The organism is Pseudomonas sp. LS44 (genome assembly GCF_024730785.1).
In the GTDB taxonomy this organism is placed as follows: Bacteria; Pseudomonadota; Gammaproteobacteria; order Pseudomonadales; family Pseudomonadaceae; genus Aquipseudomonas.
Genome location: NZ_CP102830.1, coordinates 1,204,413 through 1,220,490 on the forward strand (window position 1 = coordinate 1,204,413; position 16,078 = coordinate 1,220,490).

At 60.0% G+C, this 16,078-nt stretch carries 17 protein-coding genes; 9 read left to right on the plus strand and 8 right to left on the minus strand.

Annotation, left to right across the window (positions count from 1 at the left end):
• The first annotated feature begins 192 nt into the window (after positions 1 to 192).
• The 4 genes from glpK (at position 193) to NVV93_RS05355 (ending at position 4,499) form a co-directional block, all read left to right on the plus strand.
• A complete protein-coding gene (gene glpK / locus NVV93_RS05340) occupies positions 193 to 1,680 on the plus strand; it encodes a glycerol kinase GlpK (protein WP_258253410.1) in 1,488 nt (495 codons plus the stop codon).
• 30 nt (positions 1,681 to 1,710) lie between these two features.
• Positions 1,711 to 2,487 carry an ABC transporter substrate-binding protein gene (locus tag NVV93_RS05345; RefSeq protein WP_258253411.1) on the plus strand — a complete coding sequence of 259 codons (777 nt, stop codon included), beginning with the start codon at positions 1,711 to 1,713 and terminating at the stop codon, positions 2,485 to 2,487.
• 87 nt (positions 2,488 to 2,574) lie between these two features.
• Positions 2,575 to 3,360, plus strand: coding sequence for a PhzF family phenazine biosynthesis protein (locus NVV93_RS05350; RefSeq protein ID WP_258253412.1), 786 nt, complete (start codon positions 2,575 to 2,577; stop codon positions 3,358 to 3,360).
• A 113-nt stretch (positions 3,361 to 3,473) separates the two neighbouring features.
• Entirely contained in the window at positions 3,474 to 4,499 is a 1,026-nt protein-coding gene (locus tag NVV93_RS05355; protein WP_258253413.1) for a diguanylate cyclase, read from the plus strand.
• On the opposite strand, the gene NVV93_RS05360 is transcribed toward NVV93_RS05355, so the two are convergent.
• The 3 genes from NVV93_RS05360 to NVV93_RS05370 form a co-directional block, all read right to left on the minus strand.
• A complete protein-coding gene (locus tag NVV93_RS05360; protein WP_258253414.1) occupies positions 4,481 to 5,590 on the minus strand; it encodes an ABC transporter ATP-binding protein in 1,110 nt (369 codons plus the stop codon). The two genes, NVV93_RS05355 and NVV93_RS05360, sit on opposite strands and share 19 nt — an antisense overlap.
• Entirely contained in the window at positions 5,587 to 6,507 is a 921-nt protein-coding gene (gene argF, locus NVV93_RS05365) for an ornithine carbamoyltransferase (RefSeq protein WP_258253415.1), read from the minus strand. Before argF ends, NVV93_RS05360 begins: the two co-directional genes overlap by 4 nt.
• A 372-nt stretch (positions 6,508 to 6,879) precedes the next feature.
• Entirely contained in the window at positions 6,880 to 7,092 is a 213-nt protein-coding gene (locus NVV93_RS05370; RefSeq protein ID WP_119894518.1) for a cold-shock protein, read from the minus strand.
• A 377-nt stretch (positions 7,093 to 7,469) separates the two neighbouring features.
• Here NVV93_RS05370 and NVV93_RS05375 point away from each other — a divergent pair, with 377 nt between their 5' ends.
• Positions 7,470 to 9,578 carry a molybdopterin oxidoreductase family protein gene (locus NVV93_RS05375; RefSeq protein WP_258253416.1) on the plus strand — a complete coding sequence of 703 codons (2,109 nt, stop codon included), beginning with the start codon at positions 7,470 to 7,472 and terminating at the stop codon, positions 9,576 to 9,578.
• A 97-nt stretch (positions 9,579 to 9,675) separates the two neighbouring features.
• On the plus strand, positions 9,676 to 10,002 hold the full coding sequence (grxD, locus tag NVV93_RS05380) for a Grx4 family monothiol glutaredoxin (RefSeq protein ID WP_258253417.1): 327 nt from the start codon (positions 9,676 to 9,678) through the stop codon (positions 10,000 to 10,002).
• 53 nt (positions 10,003 to 10,055) lie between these two features.
• On the opposite strand, the gene bfr is transcribed toward grxD, so the two are convergent.
• The 4 genes from bfr to pyrC all read right to left on the minus strand — a co-directional run bounded on the left by bfr (position 10,056) and on the right by pyrC (position 12,880).
• A complete protein-coding gene (gene bfr, locus NVV93_RS05385) occupies positions 10,056 to 10,526 on the minus strand; it encodes a bacterioferritin (RefSeq protein ID WP_258253418.1) in 471 nt (156 codons plus the stop codon).
• A 200-nt stretch (positions 10,527 to 10,726) separates the two neighbouring features.
• Positions 10,727 to 10,945, minus strand: coding sequence for a bacterioferritin-associated ferredoxin (locus NVV93_RS05390; protein ID WP_258253419.1), 219 nt, complete (start codon positions 10,943 to 10,945; stop codon positions 10,727 to 10,729).
• Positions 10,946 to 11,165: 220 nt separating this feature from the next.
• The gene (rnt, locus tag NVV93_RS05395; protein WP_258253420.1) at positions 11,166 to 11,840 is read right to left on the minus strand and encodes a ribonuclease T; all 675 of its coding nucleotides are present in this window, start codon (positions 11,838 to 11,840) and stop codon (positions 11,166 to 11,168) included.
• Positions 11,837 to 12,880, minus strand: a complete 1,044-nt coding sequence (gene pyrC / locus NVV93_RS05400; protein WP_258253421.1) for a dihydroorotase — start codon at positions 12,878 to 12,880, stop codon at positions 11,837 to 11,839. The genes rnt and pyrC overlap by 4 nt, the downstream gene beginning before the upstream one ends.
• A gap of 129 nt (positions 12,881 to 13,009) precedes the next feature.
• Between pyrC and NVV93_RS05405 the strand changes: the two genes are divergently transcribed.
• From NVV93_RS05405 to gloA, 3 genes are all read left to right on the plus strand, one after another.
• Positions 13,010 to 13,957 carry an OmpA family protein gene (locus tag NVV93_RS05405; RefSeq protein ID WP_258253422.1) on the plus strand — a complete coding sequence of 316 codons (948 nt, stop codon included), beginning with the start codon at positions 13,010 to 13,012 and terminating at the stop codon, positions 13,955 to 13,957.
• Positions 13,958 to 14,081: 124 nt separating this feature from the next.
• Positions 14,082 to 15,299, plus strand: coding sequence for an argininosuccinate synthase (locus tag NVV93_RS05410; protein ID WP_258253423.1), 1,218 nt, complete (start codon positions 14,082 to 14,084; stop codon positions 15,297 to 15,299).
• 93 nt (positions 15,300 to 15,392) lie between these two features.
• Positions 15,393 to 15,785 carry a lactoylglutathione lyase gene (gloA, locus tag NVV93_RS05415; protein ID WP_258253424.1) on the plus strand — a complete coding sequence of 131 codons (393 nt, stop codon included), beginning with the start codon at positions 15,393 to 15,395 and terminating at the stop codon, positions 15,783 to 15,785.
• Between the two features lie 61 nt (positions 15,786 to 15,846).
• Here gloA and NVV93_RS05420 read toward each other — a convergent pair whose 3' ends face one another.
• Positions 15,847 to 16,029: a PA3496 family putative envelope integrity protein gene (locus NVV93_RS05420; protein ID WP_258253425.1), complete on the minus strand. Its 183-nt coding sequence runs from the start codon at positions 16,027 to 16,029 to the stop codon at positions 15,847 to 15,849.
• Positions 16,030 to 16,078 lie beyond the last annotated feature (49 nt).

Consider the following 16,078-nt stretch of genomic DNA (forward strand, 5'->3'; position numbering starts at 1 on the left):
CTTTACCCCGCTGCAGCGCGCTAGCAGGCCGTTGAAAAAGGTAGCGAGCGAAGGCTAGACAAGGCGAAATCAGGCGAAAAAGCGCAGTTTACGAGTGGTAAATGAGCATTTTGAGCCTGATTTCAACGCGGTATAGCCGAGCGCAGTAGTTTTTCAACGGCCTGCCAGCCGATAACAATAAGGAAATGCGCCATGTCTCAATACCTGCTCGCCATCGACCAGGGCACCACCAGCTCTCGGGCGATCGTCTTCAGTGCTCAGGGTTTGCCGGTGGCACGCGCCCAGCAGGAGTTCAAGCAGTACTTCCCGAAAGACGGCTGGGTCGAGCACGACGGTGAGGAAATCTGGCTGACGACCCTCAAGGTCTGTCGCGAGGCGATCGAACACAGCGGTCTGAATGTCGCCGAGATCGCCGCCATTGGCATCACCAACCAGCGCGAAACCACGCTGGTATGGGATGTGCAGACCGGCACGCTGATCCATCCGGCGATCGTCTGGCAGGATCGCCGCACGGCCGATTACTGTGCCGAACTCAAGGCTGCCGGCCACGAAGCGAGCGTGGCGCGCAAAACCGGCCTGCTGATCGATCCATATTTCTCGGCCACCAAGCTGCGCTGGATTTTGCACAACGTTCCCGGCGCTCGCGAGCGCGCCGAGCGCGGTGAGCTGCGCTTCGGTACCGTCGACAGCTTTCTGCTGTGGCGCCTGACCGGCGGCCAGGTGCATCGCACTGATGCGACCAATGCTTCGCGCACCTTGCTATTCAATATCCATCGGCAGCAGTGGGACGATGAATTGCTCGCTCTGTTCGACATCCCGCGCAGCCTGCTGCCCGAAGTGCTCGATTGCGCCGCCGAGTTTGGTCACACGCAAGCCGATTTGCTGGGCGCGAGTATTCCGGTGCTGGGCATGGCCGGTGACCAGCAGGCCGCACTGATCGGCCAGGCGTGCTTTCAGCCGGGCATGGTCAAAAGCACCTATGGCACCGGCTGCTTCATGATCCAGAACACCGGTAGTCAGCCGGTGGCTTCGCGGCATCGGCTGCTCACTACGGTCGGTTATCGCCTGAATGGTGAGGTTACCTACGCAGTGGAAGGCAGCATCTTCGTCGCTGGCGCGGCGGTGCAGTGGCTGCGCGACGGCATCAAGCTGATCACCCATGCGCGCGACAGCGAGGCGCTGGCCGAGCAGACCGGCGATGCCTGCGGCGTGTATCTGGTGCCGGCCTTCACCGGGTTGGGTGCGCCCTATTGGGATCCGAAGGCGCGCGGAGCGATTTTCGGTTTGACCCGCGACACGGGCATCAAGGAAATCGTCACCGCTGGCCTGCAATCGGTCTGTTATCAGACCTGCGACTTGCTCGAAGCCATGCGTCAGGACGGCGCCGCCGCGCCCAGCGCGTTGCGGGTCGACGGCGGCATGGTGGAGAACAACTGGGTCATGCAGTTCCTCGCTGACATTCTCGGCGTGCCGGTCGAGCGCCCGGAAGTGACCGAAACCACCGCGCTGGGCGTGGCCTACCTGGCCGGCCTGCAGGCCGGGCTGTATGCCGACCTGGCGCAGATCGCCAGTCATTGGCATCGTCAACAACGGTTCACCCCGCGCATGGCGGAGGCGCACCGCGACAAGCTGTATGCCGGCTGGCTGGATGCGGTGCAACGGGTCCGCAGCGGCGCCTGAAAGACGAGTTCGACGAAGAGGTCACGCAGGATGCGCAACTTTCGGAAGGGATGGGCAGCTCTGCTGCTGATGGCCGCGAGTGGCGCGCCGGCCTGGGGCGAAACATTGATCATTACCGGCGATGTCTGGTGCCCGATCAACTGCGCGGCGAAGGCGTCCAAACCGGGGGGCTTCGTCGAGCTGGCGCAGCAGATCTTCAGCGAAGAGGGGATTCGCGTCGAATACCATACGGTGAACTGGGCGCGGGCGATTCTAGACGTCCGCCAGGGGCGCGCCAATGCGCTGATCGGCGCCGGCCGCGACGACGCCCCGGACTTCCTGTTCAGCGCCACCGCACCGGCTACCTCGCGTACGTGCTTCTACACCAAACCGGGCAGTGACTGGCGCTACGACGGCCCGGCGACGCTCGCCGCGGTCAGCTTGGCGGTGATTAACGGCTACAGCTACGGCGACGAGCTGAACGGCTATATCCACACCTACGAGCATGACAGTGCGCGGGTGCAGACCGCCGCAGGCGACCAGGCACTGGGCATCAATGTCGAAAAGGTGTTGCGCAGCCGTGCCGATGCGACCCTGGAGAACACCTGGGTAATGGCCCGCTACCTGTCGCGGCAGGCGCCACCGGTATCGCTGCGCCGCGCCGGCTGCCGGACGCCAGATGTACCGATCTACCTGGCCTTCGCACCCAAGCTGGCGAGCAGCCAGCGCTACATGGCGCTGTTCGAGGCCGGGGTGCAGCGCTACCGCGAAAACGGTCGGTTGCGGGTGCTGCTGGCCAGCTACGGCTTGCGCGACGGCGAACTGTAGCGGCGCGAAAGTGCTGTGACTGTGACGGGCGCCGCTATGCGCGGGGCGGCATACTGGATGCACTCATTCCTGCCCCACGAGGTCGCCATGCAGCTGAATTTCCACCAGATCGATGCGTTCACCCAGCGTCCGTTCAGCGGCAATCCGGCGATGGTCTATCGCCTCGACACCTGGCTGGACGAGGCGCAGATGCAGCGCATCGCGGCCGAACACAATCTGGCGGAAACCGCCTTCGTGGTGAAAGAGGATGCGCGCTGGCGCATCCGCTGGTTCACCCCGACCAGCGAGGTGCCGCTCTGTGGGCACGCCACACTGGCCTGCGCCTGTGTGCTATTCGAGCACTACCAGGAGCCGGGCGAGCGGCTCGAATTTGTCTGCCAATCCGGCGCGCTCAGCGTCAGCCGTGAGGATGGGCGCTTGGTGCTGGATTTTCCCTGCCTGCCGCCCCGGCCGATCGAGGTCAGCGCGGCGATCCTGCAGGCGCTCGGTGGACAACCGGAGCAAGTGCTGGATACCGGCAAGGAGCTGATGGTGGTGCTCGCCGACGAGCAGCACGTGCGCGCCTGTCGGCCGGATCTGAAACAGGTCGCGGCATTGCCCTGGCTGGGCATGATCGTCACCGCGCCCGGTGTGAAGCACGACTTCGTCTCGCGCTACTTCGCCCCGGCCATCGGCATCGACGAAGACCCGGTGACCGGCTCGACGCACTGCAGCCTGATTCCATACTGGGCGGCGCGGCTCGCCAAGAAGCACCTTACGGGCTTCCAGTGCTCGGCGCGCGGTGGCGAGCTGTATTGCAGCCTGGAGGGCGATCGGGTCAGGATCGCTGGACATGCCGTGCGCATCGCGAGCGGCACGCTCTGGCTCGACTGACCCCGGACGGGAGCGACAGCGCGGCTGTCTATACTGCCGGCAGTTAGCGTAGATAAGGATGATCGATGACGGCGCCTCCGCGTGACCAGCTACTGCGTTTGCGACGAACCCTGATGGCCAGCACTGCCTCGCTCCTGCACTTGCTGCTGTGCTGGTTGGCCTTTAGTGCTGGTTTCATGTCGCTTCATCTGGCCGGCATGCTGGTGCTCAGCTTCATCGTTCTCAGCAGCTGCGTGCTGTTTCTGCTGGTCATTTGGCTCAATCTCAACCTGCGGTTTCGCGATCCCAGTCTGACCACTGCGCAGATGTGCTGGGCGATCGGGGTGGTGTTCTTCACCGCGTATTTCGTCGAAACCCTGCGCATGCTGTTTTTGATGATGGCATTGGTGGTGATGATGTTCGGCGCTTTTCGCCTGCGACTTGCAGGCTATGTGCGCGTCGGTCTGTTCACCGCAGCCTGCTATGTCGGGCTGCTGGTTAGTTTGTGGGCGCGCGGCGCGGTCATGGATGGGCGCGTCGAACTGATCCAAGCCTTCGAGTTCGCTGTATTGATGCTCGGCGTATGCATTCTCGGTCTGGAGATGAGCAACCTGCGCAACATGCTTCAGGTGCGCAATCGCGATCTGCAACAAGCGCTGGAACGCATTCAATTGCTGGCGATTACCGATGAACTGACCGGCCTGTACAACCGACGTTTCGCCAATGACCTGTTGGCCCAGCAAAAATCCTTGGCCGATCGGGGCAATTACAGCTTCGTGCTGTGTCTGGTCGATCTGGATTTGTTCAAGTCAGTCAACGACCGCTTCGGCCATGGCAATGGCGATGCGGTGCTCAAACAATTGGCGCAATTGTTTCGCCACGCGGTCCGCGACGTCGATTTCGTGGCGCGGTTGGGCGGCGAGGAATTTCTCCTGCTGCTATCGCATACCGATGTGACCGGTGCCGAACTGGTGCTTGAGCGTTTGCGTCAGGGCGTGCGCAATACCGAATGGCAGGATTGCCTGGGCCTGCGCCTGAGTTTGTCGGTTGGTGTCAGTGCCTATCGGCCGGTCGAGGACTGGGAAGACACCATGCTGCGCGCCGATGGCGCGTTATATCAGGCCAAGAACGGCGGTCGCGATCAGGTCGTGGTGCTGTAGCGGCTCAGCCCGGAGTCGCCAAGATTGACCTGGGCGGCCACGCTACCTTGGGCCGGGAATACCACCAAATGGTCGGCGGCGATGCGGATACCAACCTGGGCGCCAGGCAAGTGATCGGCATGGCTGGGGAAAATCGATTCCAGCAAAGTGCCGGTCGGTAGTTGCAGGCGATAAAGCGTCGCTGCGCCGAGGAAGGTCTTGCCGACGATCAGCGCTTTCAGCGCACTGTCAGGCGCGTAGACGACATCGTCAGGGCGCAACAGCACGTCGACCGCGCTACCGGTCGGCCAAATATAGGCCCGATTGCCGCTAATCACGCCGAGCTCGGTCTGCACCGTATCCGGGCTGAGCAGTTGCCCGCGGATGAAATAGCCTTGGCCGATGAAGCTGGCCACGAACGGTGTCAGCGGCTCGTGGTAGAGGTTGTAAGGCGTATCCCACTGCTCCAGATGTCCTTCCTTGAACACGCCAACGTGATCGCTGACGGCGAAGGCTTCTTCCTGATCGTGGGTAACCAGAATCGCGCTGGTGCCGCGCGCCTTGAGGATGTCGCGCACCTCGTGGCTCAAGCGCCGACGCAGATCGCCGTCGAGATTGGAGAACGGTTCATCGAGAAGCAGGAGTTGCGGCTGCGGCGCCAGTGCACGGGCCAGTGCGACACGTTGCTGTTGGCCGCCGGAGAGTTCATGTGGGTAGCGTTTGCTCAACCCGCCGAGTTTGACCAGTTCAAGCAGTTCAGCGGTGATGCGCTCGCGTTGAGGATGTTTACGGATCCCGAAAGCGACGTTGTCAGCTACGCAGAGATGTGGAAATAGCGCGTAATCCTGAAACACCATGCCGATTCGGCGTTTCTCCGGCGCCAGGGTGAAGCCGCTACGGGAAATCACCTCACCACTCAGTTCTATCTCCCCTTCGGCGATTGGCTCGAACCCGGCGATTGCGCGCAATGTGGTGGTCTTGCCGCAACCGGAGGGTCCAAGCAGGCAGCCGATATCGCCGGCATTGAGATGCAGGCTGAGGTCTTGCACGATTTTCTGCTCGCGGTAGCCGCACGCCAGATTGCGCAGGCTCAACAGCAGGGTTGGACTCATGCGTGGTAGTAAGCCGGCTCGACGAGCATTTCCAGCAGGGCCTTTTGCACGTGCAGGCGATTCTCCGCCTGGTCCCAAGCCAACGAGCGGGGATCTTCGAGCAGATCGGCGCTGATTTCTTCGCCGCGATGAGCGGGCAGGCAATGCAGGAAGATTACGTCCTCGGCCGCTTGATCGAGCAGCGCGCGGTTGACCTGATATGGGCGGAACAGCTCCAGGCGCTGAGCGACTTCCTCTTCCTGGCCCATCGACGTCCACACGTCGGTGCTCACCAGGTGAGCTCCCGCCACCGCTTCGCGCGGATCACGGACGATACGTACGCGTTCGCCTGCTTGGGCGAGCAGGGCGGCGTTGGGTTCATAGCCTTGCGGGCAGGCCACGCGCAATTGGAAGTCGAATTGCATGGCCGCTTCTATATAGGTGTTGCACATGTTGTTGCCATCGCCAATCCAGGCGGCAGTCTTGCCCTGGATGCTGCCCCGCTGTTCGAGAAAGGTTTGCATGTCAGCGAGCAGTTGGCAGGGGTGCAGGTCGTCGGAAAGACCGTTGATTACCGGCACTTGGGAATAAGCGGCGAATTCGGTCAGCGTGCTGTGCGCGTAGGTGCGGATCATTACCGCATCGAGCATGCGCGACATGACGATGGCGCTGTCGCTGATTGGCTCGCCACGGCCTAGCTGTGTGTCACGCGGAGACAGGAAGATCGCCTGACCGCCAAGTTGGATCATGCCGGCCTCGAATGACAAGCGCGTACGGGTCGATGCTTTCTCGAAAATCATGCCCAGCACGCGGTTCTTCAGCGGCTCGAACAGTGCGCCGCGGTTGCGCAAGTCCTTCAACTCGATGCCACGCCGGATCAGGCCATTGAGCTCCTCGGGCGTGCAGTCCATTAGCGAGAGAAAGTGTCTTGCGGTCATCATTCACTACCTTTGTACAACGCTTGCGCAGATCCCAAGACCGAATTTCGGAGAAAAAGGGGCGGGATCTGCGGCTGGTGGCCGCTACGGGCGACGAATAGGGGAAGGCGCGATCTTATAAAAAAATGTCGTGCCACGCTATCGAGCTTCGGTCGCGGCGCGGCCTGTGAGGGGCGGCCGGGGTGCGACTCTGGGCTCGATCCACAGTAATCAGCCATGCCCAGCACGGCGGCGCTTCTGCGGAAGGGGAGCATTTGTACACTGTGGCTCTGCGGATTGGCAAACTCGCAACGGCGCGCGACAGCTGGCGGCGGGCGGATCAGGCATAAAAAAACCCCGCCGGATGGCGGGGTTTTTTAATTCGAGGGGGGTTTAGACCACCTGAACTTCTTCGGCTTGCATGCCTTTCTGGCCTTTAACGGCTACGAAAGAAACAGCTTGGCCTTCTTTCAGGCTTTTGAAACCTTGGGTCTGGATAGCTTTGTAGTGCACGAACAGGTCGGCGCCGCCGTTGCTTGGAGTGATGAAGCCGAAGCCTTTTTCATCGTTGAACCATTTAACGGTGCCGTTTTCGCGATTTGCCATGGTGTTTGTTCCTAGAAACGAAGTGAGTTGCAGCGCAGGTTTAATGCCTCGCCAGTACTGAGTGCAAAGAGTTAGCGCATTCGTGCAGGGTTGGATCGAAATCTAAACACCAAGTAGCGAGTCGCGGTTACATATGCAGCACAGTGGGCCAAAGATACTCACTTTGAATGATTAATGCGATGGTTGTGAGCGTGCCATAGCGGTTTATTCTCAGGTTTAGCTGTGAGAAGCGTTCCGATTGCGATAAATCGGCTCGCCTGATGGTCCTGGATTCATGAGACGAACGCTTATGGCGCAACGATCCGAACGACGCCATAGTCATTTTCCAGCGACCTCGACCGGTCGTCTCGACTCCATAAAAATGCGAGGCCAGGCCAATGACCAAGACCCGTCATCACCGTGCATGCCATCTCTGCGAGGCTATCTGCGGCCTGACCATCGAAACCGAACGGCTCGACGATTGCTCCCAACAGATCCTGTCGATCAAGGGCGATGCCGAGGACAGCTTCAGTCGCGGTCATATTTGTCCGAAGGCCGTGGCCTTGCAGGATATTCAGAGCGACCCTGACCGCCTGCGCCAACCGATGCGGCGAGTCGGTAACGAATGGCAGCCGATCGAGTGGGGTGCGGCTTTCGAGTTGGTCGCCGAGCGGTTGAGCGCTATCCAGGCTGCGCATGGACAGAACGCTGTGGCGGTCTATCAAGGCAACCCCAGCGTGCATAACTACGGCTTGATGACCCACAGTAATTACTTCCTGGGACTGCTGAAGACCCGCAACCGCTATTCGGCCACCTCGGTGGATCAGCTGCCGCACCATCTGGTCAGCCATCTGATGTATGGACATGGGCTGTTGATTCCGATTCCCGACATCGATCACACCGACTTCATGCTGATTCTTGGCGGCAATCCGCTGGCCTCCAACGGCAGCATCATGACCGTTCCAGATGTGGAGAAGCGTCTCAAGGCGCTCAAGGCGCGCGGCGGCAAACTGGTGGTCGTCGATCCGCGGCGCAGTGAAACCGCCGCCATTGCCGATCAGCATCTGTTCGTGCGGCCAGGTCAGGATGCGGCGTTGCTGCTGGGCGTGCTGAATACGTTGTTCGAGGAAAATCTGACGCGTGGCAGTCATCTGCTTAGCAATGGTATTGATGCTCTACGCGGGGCGATCCACGAGTTCGACGCCGAGGCGATGAGTCGCCGTTGCGGCGTGTCGGCCGAGGACATTCGCCAGTTGGCGCGCGATTTCGCGGCAGCCCCGAGCGCGGTGTGCTACGGCCGCATGGGCGTGTCTACCCAGGCCTTCGGCACCCTCTGCCAATGGCTGGTGCAGCTAATCAACTTGGTGACCGGCAATCTGGATCGGCCGGGCGGGGCGCTTTGCACCCAACCGGCGGTGGATCTGGTGGCGACTACTTCCGGCGGGCACTTCAACCGTTGGCAGAGTCGTGTTTCGGGATTGCCGGAATATGGCGGTGAGCTACCTGTTGCGGCGCTGGCCGAGGAAATGCTGACGGCGGGCGAGGGGCAAATTCGCGCGCTGGTGACCGTGGCAGGCAATCCGGTGCTGTCGACACCTAACGGACGTCGCTTGGAGCAGGCTCTGGAAGGCTTGGAGTTCATGCTCAGCATCGACTTTTATATCAATGAGACAACTCGTTATGCGGATCTGATCCTGCCGCCGACTGCGCCCTTGGAGCACGATCACTACGACACCACTTTCAACATGTTTGCGGTCCGCAATGTCACCCGTTTCAATGAGGCGGTGCTGGACAAGCCGCAGGGCGCGTTGCACGACTGGGAAATTTTCGTTGGTTTGGCCCAGGCATTCACGGCCAGAAATTCCATCGAGTTGAAAGCGACCATACCGCCTGAGCAGTTGATCGATCTAGGACTACGTTTCGGGCCCTACGGCGAACGCAGCGAATATCAGCTGTCTGTGGCGCGATTGCGCGAGTATCCCCATGGCCTGGATTTAGGTGCTTTGCGTCCTAATTTGGCCGGGCGCCTGAAGACTACGGAGCAGACCGTGCAGGCCGCGCCGGCGATCTTGCTGGCTGATCTGCGACGATTCGCTGAGGTTCCAGCGCCGCAAGCAGGCGAGCTGGTGTTGATTGGTCGCCGCCACGTGCGCAGCAATAATTCGTGGATGCACAACTATCATCGCCTGGTGAAAGGCAAGCCGCGCCATCAATTGATGATGAATCCCGCCGATATGGCGCTGCGTGGTTTGAGCGATGGCCAGCAGGTGCGGGTGCGCTCGCGGGTGGGCTTTATCGAGGTCGAAGTGGCAGCGAGCGACGAAATGATGTCCGGGGTGGTCAGCCTGCCGCATGGTTGGGGGCATGGTCGACCTGGCGTCCAGATGGGGATCGCCGCCGCTCAACCGGGAGCAAGCGCCAACGACCTCACCGACGAGCGGCAGCTCGATACGCTATCGGGTAACGCCGCTCTGAATGGGGTGCCGGTGGAGGTTGAAGCCGCCTAAGCGCGAGATGGGAGGCCGCGCAACGAACGTGGCTTTCCGTTACAATGCCGCCATCGTGCCGACCGGTGAGTCGGGAAGTTCAGTGCCGAGGTGCCCCATGGATATCATCGAAACCATCAAAGAGCAGATCGCCAACAACACCATTCTGCTGTATATGAAAGGCTCGCCGAATGCGCCGCAATGCGGCTTTTCCGCGAAGGCCGCGCAAGTGGTGATGGGCTGTGGCGAGAAATTCGCTTACGTCGACATCCTGCAGAATCCGGAAATCCGCGCCAATCTGCCAAAATACGCCAACTGGCCGACTTTCCCGCAGCTGTGGGTGGGTGGCGAGCTGGTTGGTGGTAGCGACATCATGCTTGAGATGTTCGAGAAGGGTGAGCTGCAAACCCTGATCAAGAATGCGGCCAGCAACGCCAGCGCCTGATTTGCAGATACAAAAAAGCCCCGCACTGCGGGGCTTTTTTGTATCTGCAACTTTTATTCGTCCATCTGCGACTGCAGGTAGTTTTCCAAGCCGACTTTGTCGATCAGGCCGAGCTGGGTTTCCAGCCAGTCGATGTGCTCTTCCTCGGACTCGAGGATTTCCTCGAGCATGTCGCGGCTGCCGTAATCGCCCACGGTCTCGCAGTAGGCGATGGCGGTCTTCAGATCGGGCACTGCGCTCATCTCCAGCTTCAGGTCGCTGGCGAGCATCTCTCGGGTGTTCTCGCCAATCATCAGCTTGCCGAGATCTTGCAGGTTGGGCAGGCCTTCAAGAAAGAGGATGCGCTTGGTCAACTTGTCCGCATGCTTCATTTCGTCGATGGACTCGTGGTACTCGTGCTCGCCGAGTTTCTTCAGACCCCAATCTTCGTACATGCGCGCATGCAGAAAGTACTGGTTGATGGCGACCAGCTCGTTCCCGAGGATCTTGTTGAGATGCTGGATGACCTTCTTGTCGCCTTTCATGTCTGCTCCTGCCGCACAAAGGAATGGTTATTTTGAATAGTGTGCGAGCGGAAAGCATATCTGTCAAACATAAGTTATTGAAATATAAGTAAAAAATAATCTGAATACGAACGTTTTTGTTCCGCGTTTTGAAGCTAAATTGTTGAATTCAGGACATAAAAAAACCGGACATAAAGTCCGGTTCTATATTTGCGGTTAAATCAGGCGGCAACAAAACCTGCGGGGTAGGCTAGCGCTGACTGCATACTTTGCGCCTCGGTCAGGGTTTCGCGTACGACCTGCTTGGCCAGGCATGCACATTTGCCGCATTGGGTACCGACCCCGAGAGACTCGCGAACGTCGCGATAACTGCAGCAACCTTCATAGATCGCATCGCGAATTTGACCGTCGGTGACACCTTGGCAGAGGCAGACGTACATAGGGGATCGCCCGAAAACTGAAATGGCTTGATGGGCGGGATATTAATGTTAATGAGAATGCTTGTCAAAATTGAAGTGGGGAGATTCTCATTTGTCCGATTAGTGGTAAGTCGCCTTTAGAAACGGGTCAACGGCCTCGCGTATTGCGCCAGACGTGAGACAAAAGAAAACCGGCCTGGGCCGGTTTTCTTAGGGTCATGCTGAATGCAAAGCCGCTTTTTTAGTCTTCGAAGTCCATCCAGCCGCCCATTTCTTTCCAGCGGTTAACGATCCCGCAGAACAGTTCGGCAGTCTTTTCCGTGTCGTAACGCGCGGAGTGCGCCTCACGTCCATCGAACTCAATCCCGGCAGTCTGGCAAGCCTTGGCCAGGACCGTCTGCCCGTAAGCCAAACCCGCGAGGGTCGCAGTATCGAAGCTGGAGAATGGATGGAACGGATTGCGCTTGAGGCTGGTGCGGGCCACTGCGGCATTTAAAAAGCCGAGGTCGAAGCTGCTGTTGTGGCCGACCAGAATGGCGCGCTTGCAGCCGTTGGCTTTGATCGATTTACGCAGGCCGCGGAAAATCTCGTTTAGCGCGTGCTCTTCGCTCACCGCCATGCGCAGCGGGTGGTCCAACTTGATGCCAGTGAACTCCAGTGCAGCGGCCTCGATATTGGCGCCCTCAAAGGGTTCTACGCGGAAAAACTGGGTGTGCTCAGGAAACAGAAAGCCGTCGTCATCCATGCCAATAGTGGTAGCGGCAATTTCCAGCAGGGCGTCAGTGGCGCAGTTGAAACCGCCGGTTTCGACGTCAACGACTACGGGCAAATAGCCGCGAAAGCGTGCGGCCATTGGGTGGCGCGGACCAGAAGGCAGGCTGCCGTCGAGTTCGTCATCGAACTGTTCTTCGCTCACAGTGCAGTCTCCAGACGCCAGCGCAGCGTTTCGCCGGCGCGTAGCGGAATCACGGTTTGTTCGCCAAACGGCAGGCTGGCCGGGGCGGTCCAGTCCTCGCGGATCAAGGTGATGCTGTCCTGATTGCGCGGCAGGCCATAGAAATCCGGGCCGTGATGGCTAGCAAAGGCTTCCAGCTTGTCCAGCGCGTTGCGCTGCTCGAAGGCTTCGGCATATAGCTCAATGGCGGCATAGGCGGTGTAGCAGCCGGCGCAGCCGCAGGCGGCTTCCTTGGCGTGCTGGGCATGCGGTGCCGAGTCGGTACCGAGGAAGAATTTCGGGTTGCCACTCACGGCCACATCCAGCAGCGCTTCCTGATGCGTGTTGCGCTTGAGGATCGGGAGGCAATAGAAGTGCGGGCGGATACCGCCGACCAGCATGTGGTTGCGGTTGTACAGCAGATGGTGAGCGGTGATGGTGGCGCCGACGTTGCTTGACGCGCCTTTGACGAACTGTGCGGCATCGCTCGTGGTGATGTGCTCGAACACCACTTTTAGCGTGGGGAAACGTTCGACGACACGACTCATGTGCTCATCGATGAAGCGTTTCTCGCGATCGAAGACATCCACCTCGGCGCGGGTGACTTCGCCGTGGACCAGCAGCGGCAGGCCGACTTCGGCCATCACTTCCAGAACCGGAAAGATTGCATCGATGTTGGTTACGCCGGAGTCCGAATTGGTCGTAGCGCCAGCCGGATAAAGCTTGGCGGCATGAACGAAGCCGCTGGCTTTAGCGGCGCGGATATCGCCAGGCGTGGTGCGGTCGGTGAGATACAGGACCATCAGCGGCTCGAAACGGCTACCGGCCGGCAGGGCGGCGAGGATGCGCTGGCGATAGGTATCGGCTTCTTCGGCATTGCGCACCGGTGGCACCAGGTTGGGCATGATGATGGCGCGGCCGAAGGTACGAGCGACGTCGCCGACGGTTTGTGGCAGGACGGCACCGTCGCGCAAATGGATGTGCCAATCGTCTGGGCGCAGTAGGGTGAGGCGGTCTGACATGGGGAATTCCAGGCGGGTAAAACGTGCCTGAATGCTACCGGAAAAGGGCCTTTCAAGCACTGGCTATCAAGTTTTGGCGGCTATGACCGATACCCGAAGGAATGCCGTATTTCCTTCGCGGAGCTTGCTGTGCCTCGGTCAATCATTCTCCTTTTTAGCCTGTTTGCCAGCCTGCCGGTGCAGGCGCTGACTTTTCAGACGCGTCTGGAGAAGGTCGAGTGGACGGTTGAGGGCGACCAATTCGAATGCCGCTTGTCGCAGGCGATTACTGATTTTGGCAGTGGTCAGTTCGTGCGGCGTGCTGGCGAGCAGGCGACGTTTCGTCTGCAGGTGCGTGAGCGCTGGATGGGGGCCGGTTCGGCGACCTTGCTCGCCGCCGCCGCCCCTTGGCAGCCGGGGCGTGGCGATATCAATCTCGGCGTGGTGTCCGTCGGCAGTGGCGAGGTGCCGTTTAACAGTACGCAAGCGCAAGCCGGGCGGCTGCTCAGCGGCCTGCTGGATGGACGTAGCCCGCTGGTGCGCCACCGTAGCCAGCAAAGTGGCGAGCAATTGGAAGTGCGCCTGCTGCCCGTCAAGTTCGCCAAGGCTTACGACGATTACCTGGCCTGTACCAATAAGCTGCTCCCGGTCAACTTCGATCAGGTCAAACACTCGCAAGTTGGCTTTCCAGGAGATGGTACGGCGCTGGACGATTTGGCCCGAGCCAAACTGGACATCATCCTGCAGTTCCTGCGTGCCGATCCTAGCGTCAACCACATTGAACTGGACGGCTATGCCGATAATGGCGGCAACCGCCTGACCAACCGCGATTTATCGCGGCGCCGGGCACTGGCAGTACAGGAATACTTCAAGGCCCAGGGCATGGCGGAGACGCAGATCGTTATGCGCTTCTACGGCGAGCAATATCCCTTGGCGGCCAATACCAACGCAGCCAATCGCGCGAAGAACCGACGGGTGACTGTCCGTCTGTCGCGCGAAGCGTCGCCGGCTGCTCCCGCCCCGACGGCGACCACCGCGCCGACGCAAGCCCCAGCTCAGTCCCCGGCGGCGGCCCCAGCAGCCTCTGGCGCGTCCTGAATCGCATCGTCGCAGCGGCGTAACAGTCTGTCGCCTTGCCGTCACAAGCTGTCGCGCCCCTGTAAATTGCCCGCCGAGCCCAGTAGAATCACGGGTTTTCCGTAATACCCGTGGAGTTGATGGCATGGCGGACGTGAACAAGGTTGTCCTGGCTTATTCCGGTGGCCTGGATACCTCGGTGATTTTGAAGTGGCTGCAAGACACTTATAACTGTGAAGTGGTGACCTTCACCGCCGACCTCGGTCAGGGCGAAGAGGTCGAGCCGGCCCGCGCCAAAGCCAAGGCCATGGGCGTCAAGGAAATCTACATCGACGACCTGCGCGAAGAATTCGTTCGCGATTTCGTCTATCCGATGTTCCGCGCCAATACCGTCTACGAGGGTGAGTACCTGCTGGGTACTTCCATCGCGCGTCCGCTGATTGCCAAGCGCCTGATCGAGATCGCCAACGAAACCGGTGCCGATGCCATTTCCCATGGCGCGACCGGTAAGGGCAACGACCAGGTACGTTTCGAGCTGGGTGCTTACGCGCTGAAGCCAGGCGTGAAAGTCATCGCTCCGTGGCGTGAGTGGGATCTGCTGTCGCGCGAGAAGCTGATGGACTACGCCGAGAAGCACGCCATCCCAATCGAGCGCCACGGCAAGAAAAAATCGCCGTACTCCATGGATGCCAACCTGCTGCACATCTCCTATGAAGGCGGCGTGCTGGAAGACACCTGGACCGAGCATGAAGAAGATATGTGGAAGTGGACCAAGTCGCCGGAAGCGGCGCCGGATGTCGCGACCTATATCGAACTGACCTACCGTAAGGGCGACATCGTTGCCATCGACGGTAAGGAACTGAGCCCGGCGCAGGTGCTGACCGAGTTGAACCGCATCGGCGGCGAGAACGGTATCGGCCGTCTCGACATCGTCGAGAACCGCTACGTTGGTATGAAATCGCGTGGCTGCTACGAGACCCCCGGCGGCACCATCATGCTGCGTGCGCACCGCGCCATCGAGTCGATCACTCTGGACCGCGAAGTCGCCCACCTGAAAGACGAGCTGATGCCCAAGTACGCCAGCCTGATCTACACCGGCTACTGGTGGAGTCCGGAGCGTCTGATGTTGCAGCAGATGATCGACGCCTCGCAGACCAACGTGAACGGTGTAGTGCGCCTGAAGCTGTACAAGGGCAATGTCATCGTCGTTGGCCGCCAATCCGACGATTCGCTGTTCGATGCCAACATCGCCACCTTTGAGGACGATGCCGGTGCGTACAACCAGGCCGACGCCGCGGGCTTCATCAAGCTCAACGCGCTGCGCATGCGTATCGCTGCCGGCAAGGGCCGCAAGCTGTTCTGATAAGCTGCAAGCCTGAGCCAACAAACCCCGGCCACGAGCCGGGGTTTGCATTTCTAAGCCCCGTCAAGCGGGCCACCGAGGAGGAGAACCCTGATGAGACTGCTGCACACTATGCTGCGCGTCGGCGATCTGGATAAATCCATTGCCTTCTATACCGAGGTGTTGGGTATGACGCTGCTGCGTCGCAACGATTACCCGGACGGCCAGTTCACTCTGGCGTTCGTCGGTTATGGCGACGAAGCACACAATAGCGTGCTCGAACTGACCCACAACTGGGGCGTCAGCGAGTATGAGTTGGGCAACGGCTATGGCCATATCGCCCTGGAAGTCGAAGACGTCTACAAGGCGTGTGAGGACATCCGCGCGCTGGGCGGCAAGATTACTCGCGAGGCTGGACCGATGAAACATGGCCACAGCATTCTGGCATTTGTCGAAGACCCGGACGGTTACAAGATCGAGTTGCTTTCGCCGAAGCGGCGCGACTGATCGACCCGCGCCACAGACATAAAAAAGCCCCGCATTGGCGGGGCTTTTTTATGTCTGTGCTTCAGAGATCAAAGTCGTACTCGGCCAACTGCCGATTCAGGCGGCGTTCTTCCAGCAGGTTATCGATCAGGCGCCGTTTGGTCAGGTTGGTTTTCGCGACTTCGGCGGGTGTTTCCGCTGCATCTTCCGCTTCTTCGGCGACCAGATCGTCGTCGATTTCGACATCGTTTTTGCCAGTGCTCATGATCTTGCTCCGGACTACCTAAGCCATTTGCGCCCTTATATCGGCAAAA